At 61.8% G+C, this 12,081-nt stretch carries 10 protein-coding genes; 4 read left to right on the plus strand and 6 right to left on the minus strand.

All coding sequences use genetic code 11. From position 1 onward, the window contains the following. Window positions 1-41: 41 nt before the first annotated feature. From MacB4_RS10625 to MacB4_RS10645, 5 genes are read right to left on the minus strand one after another with little or no spacing between them, the layout of a single operon-like run. Window positions 42-437 carry a hypothetical protein gene (locus tag MacB4_RS10625; RefSeq protein WP_206863789.1) on the minus strand — a complete coding sequence of 132 codons (396 nt, stop codon included), beginning with the start codon at window positions 435-437 and terminating at the stop codon, window positions 42-44. A gap of 47 nt (window positions 438-484) precedes the next feature. Next, window positions 485-2,179 (minus strand): 4-alpha-glucanotransferase, encoded by a 1,695-nt coding sequence (locus MacB4_RS10630; protein ID WP_242529244.1) that lies wholly within the window; start codon window positions 2,177-2,179, stop codon window positions 485-487. Window positions 2,180-2,182: 3 nt separating this feature from the next. Beyond that, window positions 2,183-3,376, minus strand: coding sequence for a class I SAM-dependent methyltransferase (locus MacB4_RS10635; protein ID WP_206863790.1), 1,194 nt, complete (start codon window positions 3,374-3,376; stop codon window positions 2,183-2,185). 5 nt (window positions 3,377-3,381) lie between these two features. Next, window positions 3,382-3,678, minus strand: a complete 297-nt coding sequence (locus MacB4_RS10640) for a hypothetical protein (protein ID WP_206863791.1) — start codon at window positions 3,676-3,678, stop codon at window positions 3,382-3,384. Window positions 3,679-3,702: 24 nt separating this feature from the next. Further along, complete coding sequence (locus MacB4_RS10645) at window positions 3,703-4,671, minus strand: DnaJ C-terminal domain-containing protein (RefSeq protein WP_370569372.1); 969 nt, start codon at window positions 4,669-4,671, stop codon at window positions 3,703-3,705. Window positions 4,672-4,744: 73 nt separating this feature from the next. Between MacB4_RS10645 and MacB4_RS10650 the strand changes: the two genes are divergently transcribed. Beyond that, window positions 4,745-5,662 (plus strand): DNA-3-methyladenine glycosylase, encoded by a 918-nt coding sequence (locus MacB4_RS10650; protein WP_206863792.1) that lies wholly within the window; start codon window positions 4,745-4,747, stop codon window positions 5,660-5,662. Here the strand turns inward: MacB4_RS10650 and MacB4_RS10655 are convergent. Next, entirely contained in the window at window positions 5,659-7,071 is a 1,413-nt protein-coding gene (locus tag MacB4_RS10655) for an aspartate aminotransferase family protein (RefSeq protein WP_206863793.1), read from the minus strand. The two genes, MacB4_RS10650 and MacB4_RS10655, sit on opposite strands and share 4 nt — an antisense overlap. Window positions 7,072-7,332: 261 nt before the next feature. Between MacB4_RS10655 and MacB4_RS10660 the strand changes: the two genes are divergently transcribed. The 3 genes from MacB4_RS10660 (at window position 7,333) to MacB4_RS10670 (ending at window position 12,076) form a co-directional block, all read left to right on the plus strand. Beyond that, complete coding sequence (locus MacB4_RS10660; protein ID WP_206863794.1) at window positions 7,333-7,557, plus strand: DUF2892 domain-containing protein; 225 nt, start codon at window positions 7,333-7,335, stop codon at window positions 7,555-7,557. A gap of 143 nt (window positions 7,558-7,700) precedes the next feature. Beyond that, window positions 7,701-10,718 carry a type III-B CRISPR-associated protein Cas10/Cmr2 gene (cas10, locus tag MacB4_RS10665; protein WP_206863795.1) on the plus strand — a complete coding sequence of 1,006 codons (3,018 nt, stop codon included), beginning with the start codon at window positions 7,701-7,703 and terminating at the stop codon, window positions 10,716-10,718. 2 nt (window positions 10,719-10,720) lie between these two features. Then, window positions 10,721-12,076, plus strand: coding sequence for a type III-B CRISPR module-associated Cmr3 family protein (locus MacB4_RS10670; RefSeq protein WP_206863796.1), 1,356 nt, complete (start codon window positions 10,721-10,723; stop codon window positions 12,074-12,076). The last annotated feature ends 5 nt before the right edge of the window (window positions 12,077-12,081 follow it).

Raw genomic sequence — 12,081 nt, forward strand, 5'->3', positions numbered from 1 at the left:
GCTCCGCTGGTGGAGCAAGGGGAGGGGCTTTCTCGCTCGGATCAAGCGCGCGAGGCCGCTTCCAGTTGCGCCTGGATTGCTTTGGTGAGCGGAGGATTGACGCGCCAGCCGCCCGATACGTGAATGATGGCGCCATCGTAGCTCTGCTGAAAGATCCGGCCGTTTTGAAACCGGACCATCACGGTGACGTGGACGCCCGCTTCCTCTTGATTGGTCCAAGGGTTGATCGTGGGCATCTCTACTTCATTGACCGTGATTTCGTCCTGGGTGATCCGATACTTTCTCTTGGCCTCGGCAGAGAAGAGGTCGTGCTCGAAGGCCTTCCGAGCGTTTTTCTTCCCTGGTCCCGTCAACGAGCCGTACTGCCAGAGATAGACCGCCTGGTCGCAGCCCGCAAATACGGGGACGAGCAAGAGAAGAAGGAGATAGCGTCGCATACGGCCATCCTTTCTGCCAGGGCGCAGGGAAAAAAGCGAGTCCCCTCTTAGCCGCCCCATCGGCTCGGGCCTCGACCGCTCGCGCCCACCAGAGCCCGAAAGGAGGAGAGAAGCCCGGCAAACGGGGGGAGCTGCCGGTAGTCCGGCAGAGGGCGCGGGAGGCGCGCAATCCAGTTCCGATCCGCCCCCGGCTGGTTGAACCGGGTTTCGATTCCCAACAGATCGCTCACCAGGATGGATGCCATCCAGCTCGGAGCGTCGAGCAAGACCTGGAGCATGCGGAGGTGGAGATCTCGGGAAAACTCCCGTGGAGGCGTCTCCGGGTTCCAACCCAGGAAGGTCATGAGCCGTTGCAGCTCGAGCCAGGCGTCATGGCCGCTGGGGCCGAGCCAGCGCTCGACCAGGCCCCGGTAGATGCAGGCGATCGGGGGGTGGTCGTGGGTCGCGTAGGTCGCTACACTCAAGTGGGGATAGGTCGAGGCGGGCAGGTAGGAGTGATCTTCCGCCCGCTCGAACAGGGGAATCTTGAACCCGGGGATCCCGAGCTCGCTCAAGGCGGGGCGCACATAGTAGGGAACGAATCCCAGATCCTCCGCGATCACTGCGGCGTTCCCGGTCTCCTCGAGGAGCCGGGTCAGGAGCAGGACCCCTCGCGCCTCATTGCGGGCCGCATCTTCGGCATTCTCGTCGGATGCGGGAATGAAATGGGGCAACCTTCCGCCGGTCCTCTCCTTCGCCTCTTCCTGGGTCACCGGGAGAAAGTTCGAGTTTTCTTCCGGCTTCCAGGGAAAGGCGTAGATCCGGAAAAAGCCGAGAACATGATCGATGCGGAAGCCATGAAAGATCTCGAGCGTTCGAGCGATGCGCTGCTTCCACCAGGCGAAGTTCTCCGCCTCATGTCGGTCCCAGAAGTAGAGCGGGATTCCCCAATTCTGGCCCCACTTCTGGGTGAACGCATCGGACTGGAAAAACTTCTCCGGCGGCGCGCCTCCGCACCAGCTCGTGTCGAAAAGGGGTGGGTTGGTCCAGACATCCGATCCGTAGCGGCTGATCCCAAAAGGGATGTCTCCCATGAGCCGGACTCCGCGCCAAGCCGCGTACGTCCGCACCGCCTTCCACTGCCGGTAACCGATCCACTGGACGAATGCGTAAAAGGAGCGTTTCCGCAAAAGCTCCCGCGGGCGCTCCGTGCGGAGCCAGGTAAGAGCGCTCCGGTAGTGGGCGATTTCGGCCGGCCACCGATCCCACCGAGGATCCCCTCCTTGCTGCTCCAGGAGGGCTCGAAAGAGGGAATATCCCTTGAGCCAGGAAGCGTGGCCTCGGCAGAACGCCTGAAACTCCCCCCAACCCGGCGGCCGCTGCTCCCAAAAGCGCGCATAGGCACGTTCCAGCAGTGTCTTCTTCCGCTCCTTGACCTGCGGATAGTCGATGACATCCTCTTCGGCACCCTCCTCTAACCAGTCCTTCGGGATGTCTTCCGCCTCCAGGCCGGGGACCTCCTCGGGCTCCAAGGAGAAGAGAGAGGGTTCGAGGGCGATCGAGCTGATCGCATTGTAGGGGCTGTTGTCCCCGCTCGTCTCGTTGATCGGAAGGAGCTGGAGCCAGTGGATGCCGTGCTCCGCGCAGAAGTCGATCGCGTCACGGACCGCCCGGGCATCCCCGATTCCGAGATCTCCCGGTCGCCGCAGGGCGGAGACCGGCATCAGCAGGCCGACGACTCGTTCCGAAGGCTCGATCCGCACGCTCTATTGGTACCGGGGGATGGGCCGGGGGGACAAGAACCAAGCGAGGTCGCCAGGAACCCGAGCGAAGCGCAGGCCGGAGAGGGAAGACGGATCGTCGACCCCTTTGGACTGGATCAGCACCTGGTGGGTCCTTCCAAGGAAGCCGGGATGGGCGAGCGTCTGGAATCCCCCCACCGTCAAACCGTCGGGCAGCCTTCCTTCAGACCGTTGGGCGAGCGCGGCGAGAATCCCGACGAAGAAATGGTGCTGGTCGATGAACGCCAGGCTCTGCAATCCGGCTTCGCGTCCGCTCTGCTCGAGCACCCGGAAGTCGACGTGCGCAGTGAGATCCTGCTCTCCGGGGTTGGCGAGGAGATCTTCCGCCCACCGGTGGCGACGATAGGCCCGTAGAGTTCCGCCGGACCTCCCGGGAGAGAAGCGCTCCTCCGGGGTCAAGCCATAGTCGAAGGTAAAGACCAGGCCGCGCTCGAGTAGCCTCCCTACCCGGCGCATCCAGGACGGAGCGTCGGGGCTCACCTCGACGACCCAGCCCTCGGGAAGATCGGGTGGCGGCTCCCCAAGAGGATCGCTCCAGGGGCTTGCGCCGCGCAGGGGTTGCTCTTCGAGCCGGAGGTGTCCATCCTGGAGAGTCACGCAACTCTCCATCCAGCCGGTTCCCCGGCGGACGAGCCGACGGACCGGAAAGCTGTCCACCAGCTCGTTGGACAAGAAGATGCCGACGATCCTTTCCGTCTCGTCCCAGGAATCGACCCAGCGAAAGCGATCGGCGAGCTGGGCCTTGCTCACCCGCTCCTGCTGCTCTTGGCGGGCGCGGGCTCTGGGCTCGACGATGGTGTAGCGAAGCCGTCCCGCAAGATCCGGGTCTCGCCGCTGGAGAGAATCGACCAGGTCGCAGGCGAGCCAGCCCGCCCCGGCTCCTTGCTCCCAGAGATCGATCGTCTCCGGCCCTCCCAGCAGGGACCAAACCTCGACGACCGTTTCGGCAAAGAGACGGCCGAAGGCTGGCCCGGCGCTCGGCCCGGTATAGTAGTCCCCGCGTCTTCCGATCCCCAGGGAAGGGGCTCGCGCATAATACCCGTGCTCCGGGTGGTAGAGGGCGATCTCCATGAAGCGGCTGAAGGGGATCGAGCCCTCTTGCGCCAGAAGCGCGCGCAGCAGTGCGGCCAGTGGTGTCTCGCCTTCCGGAATTGGCATCCCCCTCATCCTTCCCATGAGCGCAAGGCCTGGGCGAAAAGACGGAGCGCTCTCAGGGAAAGACCGTAATCCCTTCGGAGCTGCTCCAGCCGCCTGAGGAGGAAGAGCGCATCGTCATCGAAGCGGGGGCCTTGTTCCTCTTCCCCTTCCGCGCAGAGAAGCCCGAGCCTCCAGTAGCAGAGAACCATCTCCGGATGGACCCTGGCGAGCTCGGCCAGGGACGATGCCGAATATCTCGGCCCAGCGCTTCGGTAAGGAACCAGCTCGACCGACGGCGTACGATCCCTTTCGGGCGATCCCATGGCTCATCCTCCATTGACGAGGCTTCAACCGCCCTGGCCTGCTTCGGGATGCGAAGCCCGGGCCAGCTTTTCCCAAAGCTCCCTCTCTTGCGGGGTCGGAGCTTTCGGCATCCGGACGGCCAGCGTCACGTAGAGGTCACCCCGCCCTCCCTGCTTTCGCGGCAGCCCGAGCCCGGCCAGCCGGAACCTTTGGCCCGAGCTCGATCCCGGAGGAATCCGCAAGCGAACCCCGCCGGTCAGCGCCGGAATGTCGGCGTGCGTGCCCAGCGCGACGGACCAAGGGGGAAGCTCGAGCTCGTAGAGAAGGTCGCTTCCCTCGACGCGAAAATAGGGATGGCGGGCATAGCGGATTCGGAGGAAAAGATCGCCTGGGCGGCCGCCCGGCGGAGCGGGTTGCCCCTGGCCCGCCAGCCGGATCCGCTGCCCTTCCCGGACTCCGGCGGGGATGGAGACCTGATAGGTCTGCGAACGGAAGCCCGGCTTCCCGGGTTCCTGCCGACGGAGGTGGATTTCCTTGGAGGTCCCCTGCATCGCCTCCTCGAGCGTAATGGCCAGGTCCGCCTCCACGTCAGCCCCTGCGCGCGAAGCGCCCATTCCCGAAGAGCGACGGCGCCCGAAGAGAGAGCTGAGACCTCCCCCATCGGAGAAGAACGCTTCGAAGAAATCGCTGAAGCCCGTCCCTCCGACCTGGAAACCATATTCTTCCGGGGTCTGGGCCCACCGGGTTCCGCTTCTCCATTGCGGCGGCGGCTGAAATTCCTGGCCCTCTTCCCATGTCGAGCCGAGCTGGTCGTAGCGTTTTCGCTTCTCGGGATCGCCGAGGACCTCGTAGGCCTCGTTGATCTCGCGGAACTTGTCCTCGGCCTTCTTCTTATCCTTGGCCACGTCGGGATGGTATTGACGCGCCAGCTTTCGGAATGCGGAGCGGATCTCGTCGGCGGAGGCACTCCGCGGCACGCCCAAGACCTTGTAGTAATCGCGAAATTCCATCATTTCCCCTTACAATCGGACGGAACACAATATGTCCAAAACCGACTCACACCCAATCGAGAAAATATCGGCGGAGGTGTCCGGCTCCGCCAGCGGTTGGCAGAGCTTGGGGAGGATCTCCCGCGCCGAAATCGACTGCGAGCGCTCCCTCTCGTGCGGACAAACCTTTTCCTGGGCCCGGTTGCACGACGGCTCGTGGATCGGGGTCGTTGGCACCGCCGCCTACCGGATCACTCCCGAAAAGGAGGACTACGCCATCGAAAGCCTCCGGGGAAGTCGGCAAGCCCTCCTCGACTACTTTGCCTCCTCCGTCGATTGGACTCGGGTGGCCCATGCTCTCCCCTCCGATCCTGTGCTCGCCTCCGCCTGGGTCGCCGGCCAGGGAATCCGCATCCTCGCTCAGGATCCCTGGGAGGCCTTGGCCAGCTTCCTCTGCTCGCCGGTCAAGCCGATCCCCGAGATCCGCCGGATCACCTGGATGCTTCGGGCGGAATGGGGAAGGCCCATTGCCGGGAGCCGCCTTTGCACCTTTCCGGCGCCGGAAGCGCTCGCCTCCGCCCCAGGGGAAGCGCTGCTGGCCCGCCGCTTGGGCTTCCGCGCCCGTTCCCTCCAAGCGGTTGCTCGTCTTCTCGCCGAAGACCCGGACTTCTTCCCTCGTCTTGGGACCCAGTCCACCGGGGAGGCCCGCGCCCACCTCTGCGAGCTGCCTGGCGTCGGGAGAAAGATCGCTGACTGCGTTCTCCTCTTCGGGCTCGGCAGGTATGATGCCTTTCCGATTGATATCTGGATGGAGCGGCTTCTTCGGAAGCTCTACTTTGCCCATCGGAAAGAGGTATCGGCCCGGAGGATCGCGGAATTCGCCGCCGCGCATTTTGGTCCGTACGGGGGCTATGCGCAGCAGCTTCTCTATTTCTGGTACCGCCGATCGGCGGGCCGAAACCCCGCCCGGGAGCTGGCGCTGAGCCCGGAAGAGGAAGCGCAGCTCGGGCTTTAGACGGAGAGCGGTTGCTCCGCGCCGTTGCGCATCGCCTTGACGAAGTTGGTTCCCATCTCCCACAAGGGACCCGGAAATTTTCGTAGCTCGGTCAGGACCGAGTCGAGAGCGCCCAGGAAATGGTCGATCTCCTTGGGACCGACGATCAGCGGGGGGAGCGCCTTGATCACATCCGCGTTATTCGCCGCGACTTGCGTCAGGATGCGGTGCTTCGCCATGAGCTGAGAGACCACGAGCTGAGGGAAGAGCCCCGGATCGAGCGCATGCACGGTCTTCCAGGCCATCTTGAGGCGCAAGGATCGTGGCTCGGCGAATTCAACGGCCATCATGAGCCCCTTGACCCGAACCTCCTTGATGATTTCGTGCTGCTTTTGGAGCGCCAGGAGGCCCTGCTCCAGCCGTTCTCCCATCCGGGCCGCGTTTTCGACGAGCTTCTCCTCTTCCAGGACGGAGAGCGCGGCCAATCCGCAGGCGCAGGCGAGGTTGTTTCTTCCAAAGGTCGAGGAATGAACAATGCACCGGTCGAGCCGGCTGAAGACTTTCTGGTAGATCGAGCGCCGCGTCAGGATGGCCCCACAGGGCACATATCCTGCGGAGAGCGCCTTGGCCAGCGTGACGATGTCGGGCTGGAGCCCCCAGTGCTCGAAGGCAAACCATCTGCCCGTTCGTCCGAGCCCCGATTGCACCTCGTCGCAGATCAGAAGGGTTCCATGCCGCCGGCAGAGCGCCTGCGCCTGCACGAAGTAATCGTCTCGGGGAAACTGAACCCCTTTCCCTTGTACCGCCTCGATGATCAAGGCGGCCACGTCCCCTTTCTGGAGCTCGTGCTCCAGGATCCCCAGGTCTCCCGACGGGACGGTCTGACAGCCGGGAAGGAAGGGCGCAAAGCCTTCATGAAAGAAGGGGTTGCCCGTCAGGGAGAGCGACCCCATCGAGAGGCCGTGGAAGGAGTTTTGCAGCGAAAGGAGCCGTGGCCGTCCGGTTCCGGCGCGCGCAAACTTGATCGCCCCCTCCACCGCTTCGGTCCCGCTGTTACAGAGGAAGACCGAGTCGAGATGCGAGGCACCCTGGGAGGCGAAGCGCTGGACGAGCGCTTCCGCCAAGAGCCCGCTCAGAAGGGCGGAATCCATCTGGACCATGTTCGGCAGGTCCAGATCGAGGGCGTCACGGATCGCCTTCTGAGGCACCGGATGGTTCCGTCCGATCGAAAAGACCCCGAATCCGCTCAGGAAATCGAGATACTCGTTGTCTTCACGATCGTAGAGATAGGCCCCCTTGGCCCGCGCATAGACCTTGTCGAAGCCGATGATCTGCTGCACTCGAACGAGCGTCCGGTTCAGATGCTTCTGGTGCAGGGAGTAGTTTTCCCCCATGCGGGAACGGACGATTCCCGGAAGATCGAAAGGCATAAGCGATTGGTTTCCTTAAAACGAGGCGCAGAAGGTTTTCACTCGCTCCCGATGGTGATCGAAGATCGGAACGTTTTTGCATACTCCCGCGGGTCGTTCCCGACAAGGGAAAACTCACCGCAAGAGCATGCGGGGATCTCTCGCGCGAGCTTCTGGCACGTTCGGTCGAGAATGCGATCTTGGCGAAGCCCCGGCCAATCCCGCGGGAATTTGCGCGAACGCCTTGACCCGTGTACGTTCATCCAAACCGGAGGATATGACATGTTAGTCAATGAAGGAAAAACGGAGCGTGTTCTCCGAGTGCTGGCCGGCTTGGCTCTTCTCATCGGACTGCCGCTGATCCTCTCCGGTCCCGCCAAATGGTGGGGAGTGATTGGCTTGCTTCCCCTCATCACCGGGCTGGTCGGATACTGTCCCGCTTGGTCCCTCTTCGGGATCAACACCTGCCGGGTGAAGAACTCCCACGAAGCGCCCCATCGCGGATAGGGTCTTGCGCTGCGGGATTGAGTGCGTGAAGAGGCCGCAGAAGCTTTTTCTCGGCTCTTGCCTAAAGGAGCTTTCCGTTATTCCGACGTCGCCAGACGTCTCTTGCTTGGCAATGGTGGCAAAAGTTCCTAATAATCTCCGCCATGAACGCCATGAACTTCTGGCAGCGGAAGCTCCTGGCTCTTCTGCACGATCCGCCAAGCAAGGCCTTCAATCTCCGAGAGCATGAGGAGATTGCGGCTTCCCATCTGCGTGCAGCCGGCTTCGATCGGCAAAGCGTTCGCTGGTTTTTTGATAAGAAGTGCGATCATGCAGCCGCCGCAGCGGATCGGATCATCTTCCCGAAACCATCCGTCCTCAGTTCCCCATTCCAGGGCCGATTCCACCATCCCTTGGGGGAAGGGAGGCTCGTTTTTAGCCCGCCGATCGAGCCAGACGATGCGGAAGCGAAGGTGGCGAAAGGCCAGCCTCAGTACGAAGGGATTAGCAATGTGGAGGACCTTCCGGGTTGCCCCGCCGGATCGGGCAGGGACTGGGCCAACTTCTTCCTCCACTGGCGGCTCTGGCCATACTTCGCAGCAGAGCAAGACCCAAGGCTTTCCTTCTTGCCAGCGGATACCCGAATCCCGGATCACACCATTTGGACCCATTGCGCGATTACCAGCGCCCTCCAGGGATGCGTGGAGGTCACCGGAGACGGTCCGAACACCGAAATTCGTTCCTTTTCTCCCGCCTTCCTCCTCATGCAGGTCGGCCCGGTCCAGGAATTTATTGCCCAAGCTCGGAAGACGCGCGACCTATGGAGCGGAAGCTATCTCCTCTCTTTTTTGATGGCACACGGGCTCAAGGCGATCACCGACCGCATCGGCCCGGATGCGATTCTTTTTCCATCCCTGTGCGGCCAGCCCCTCTTTGACTGGCTCCACAAGAAGGAACTGTACGATCGAGTGAGCCCTGAACTCTGGCAGGACCTCTGTGTAACCGACAAGCAGATCCTCACCCCCAATCTTCCCAACCGCTTTCTTGCGCTCGTTCCTTCGGAACGCGCCAAGGCCCTGGCCGAGGCTGCCGAGGCATCGATCCGGCAATGCCTCAACGACATCTCCGAGAAGTGCCTGGACTGGTTTAAGAAGCAAGGCAATCCGCTCGACTCCAAGGGAGAGGGGAGGTGGCGAGAGCAGGTCGACCATTTTCTTTCGATCCATTGGCAGACCTGGCCCTGGGCCGCCTCTCCGGAGCAGGCTCGCTTGGAGCATGAGGCCCTTTTTGGAGAGGATCCTGAGAAGAATGGCCTTGCCAAGCGGTTCCGCGCCTACCACCACGCCGCTCAGGAGGGAATTCCTCGAGATCATCTCGATCCCCGCAACTATCGCCATCGCAGTTGGAAGGAGGGGAGTCAGTGGACATCGGAAATCCTGTTCAATGCGGACGGGCTTCCCGAGGTTGAGAACCCCGGATTTGCCTGGTCGATCCATTACTCGATGGTCGACTCCCATCTCGCTGCTCGACGGAATACCCGGGACTTTCCCTTTTGGGGGAAGCCTGAAGAGCTCGCGCGGCGCTCCGGTCTCCCCAAAGACGTCCTCTCGGGGAAGGAGGAGTCGGTTGGAGGAAAGGAGTGGCTGGAGAGCTTGGAGAAGATCCCGGGGCATCTCTTCCGGCCTGGGGAGATCCTGGGAGCCCTGAACCTCATCAAGCGGGTCTGGCACAAGGCGTATTTGGAACCCGGTTCTGAGGAAAGATCAAAGATTGATGGCTCTGATGGCTCTGCTCGCTTCGACTCAGTTCCCGACGTGGCTGCCGCCGATTGGGTCGAGGAGCTTCGGGAAAGGCTGGAAGGGGAACCAGAGGGAAGTCAGATTCGTAACTCGCTCGCCCAATTCGGGCAATCGCTGGATGTGGCGAAGGAGGAAGTGGATTTACCCGATTATCGCCCCTATTCGGAATGCAAGGACAGCAAGGAATGGATTAACAAAAACTCTCCTTCTCTTTTCCACGAGCCGGAGATCCGACGCTGGATCCGGGATCGGCGGGAGAAGGCGGAGTCCTCGAGGTGCAGTGAGGCTGCGCGGAATCTCAAGAGGCTCTATGACGAAGTAGGGAGCTCTCCACGCCGCTACGTCGCTGTCCTTGCGCTCGATGGCGACTCGATGGGCAAGTGGTTGAGCGGCGAAAATCTGCCACCGCTAAAGAGCCAGTTGTCCTCCGAGTCCTTGAACTATTTTAGCAAAGAGCAGCCAAATGCGAAGGATCCAAAAGCCCTATGCGAGCTTAAAGAAAGCAAACGGCTTCTGACCCCAAGCTTTCACCTCGAGTTGAGCACAGCGCTCGCCAACTTTGCGATCTACCTCGCTTGGCCGATCGTCGAATCCTTTCAAGGAGAGCTCATCTATGCTGGAGGCGATGATGTCCTTGCCATGCTCCCCGCCCGCAATGCGCTGCGTTGCGCTGCCGCACTTCGCATGGCCTTTCAAGGCAATCCGAAACTTCATTCCTCTTTTCGGGGCGTCAAAGAGGCCGATGAGGATCAGTGGGGCTTCGCTGTCCTGGACGCTGACTGGTGGCGGACCAGACAGCAAGTCAAGCTTCCTCGAGATTACCACATCCTCGTGCCCGGAAGGCGGGCGGATCTCTCCGCAGGGATTGCCATTGGCCATATGTATAGCCCGCTGCAGAACCTCATGGAAGCGGCAAGGGCCGCTGAGAAGAGGGCCAAAAGCAAATTGGGGTACGGCAGGTCGGCCTTCGCGATCAGCCTCTTTAAGCGGTCAGGGGAGATTCTGCAGTGGGGAGCAAAGTGGGAGTCGTCTGCGATCGGGCTTAGCGAAGAGTTTGCGAGGCTTTCGCGAAAGGAGAGAGAGAAGAAGCGGAAGCTCTCGGGACGCTTTCCCTATGCGCTAGCCGCTCTCTTGCGCACTTATTCGCTAGCGGAGCCGGCGGGTCGCATGAGGATCGATGAGTCGATCGCCCCCCTCTGTCGGGCCGATCTAGAGTACGTTGTGAGCCGCCAAGCGGCTCAAGAGTGGGACCAAGCCGAACGGAATGCGTTTTTCTCGCTTGCCTCTCGGTATCTGGAGGAATGTCGCGAGGAAAATAGGCTTCTGGACGACTTCCTTGGACCGTTCCTGACCGAGGCCTTTTTGGAGGATCAACGGGACTGAGCATGGAAAGCTTTGATTTGATTCCAATCGATACCCTCTTCTTCCGAGATGCACGGCCTCTTGCTGCCGGTAGCGCCTATGGTCGAGGGGCCCGTTGGCCGTTGCCCCCGGCCCTTCATAGCGCCTTGAGGACCGCCCTGCTCTCGAAAGCGGGGACTCTGCCCGCCGCATATCGGCCTGGTGCCTTACGCAGGGGAGTTCCCCGCGGTCGAATGGGGAGCGATGCCTTTCAATGGCTCCACATCCACGGGCCCTTTCCCGTTCTTGGAAAGAAAACCTACTTTCCGCGTCCTGCCGATCTGGTGGTGGACCAAGGCAAGGCAGGCTTCCTATTCCCCGTAAGGCCGATCAATAGAGAAAACGATCTCTTGCCTGGAGAAAACAATCTGCCGCGTCCACTTCTCTACGCCTGTGCCAGAGCCAAGGCAGCAAAGGAGGAGCACCCGGTTCAATGGATCGAGCATGCCTCCTTTGAGAAATATCTGGCGGATAAGCCATTCGACTTGCCGGGCGAGGAAGAGCTTTGGGACTCTGAGAAACGAATCGGGGTTTCGATCGATCCCGGGAGACAAACCGCCAGGGAGGGGCAGCTCTATGTTGCCGAGCATCTGCGGCTGCGGGATGGGGCTCGGCTTCGATTTGCGGTCAACGTCCCTCCTGCTCACAAGGAGCGGCATCCGGAAGAGGATGGGCTGCTCGTGAACGATCTGGCGGAATCGACCATCTGCTTTGGCGGAGAGGGGCGCTTTGTTCGCGTGAGGAAGGCCCCAAGCCCATTGCAACTGCCGCGGATCGATCTAGCTGGGCAGCGGGTGAAGTGGGTTCTTCTGACTCCCGCTGTCTTCCTTTACGGCTGGCGTCCCGGCTGGGTAGACGAAGCGGGGCGGGTCCGCTTGCGGGTGATCGACAAGGAGGCTCGTCGGGAGTTTCGGAGAAGGCGCCGAAGCGACCCTGCTTGGCAATACAACGAAGACGAAGAGACCGCTCCTCGGATTTCCGCCCGGCTTGTGGCCGCCTGTCTAGGGAAGCCCGAGCCCGTGAGCGGCTGGGCTCTTCTTCCCCGCATTGGCAATGGCAGCGAAGGCGATGGGACACCAGGGGCTGGGTCCAAGCCGACCATGCTGGCTGTTCCGGCAGGCTCCGTCTACTACTTCGAGGCGGAAAACGAGAGGGAGGCCCAAAACCTCGCCGAGGCTCTCCACGGACGCTGCCGCTCTGATTTCCTAGGGGAGAAGGGCCTCGGCCTCGGAGTTTGCGGCTCCTGGCAGCTTTTGGAAGCCTCAAAGCGGCATGGGCCAGAGAGCGACGTCGCTGGACGTCAGGGGAGGAGCGCGAGCGGAGAAGAAAGGATAAGCTGAGCAAG

This window comes from Methylacidimicrobium sp. B4 (genome assembly GCF_017310545.1).
In the GTDB taxonomy this organism is placed as follows: domain Bacteria; phylum Verrucomicrobiota; class Verrucomicrobiia; order Methylacidiphilales; family Methylacidiphilaceae; genus Methylacidimicrobium.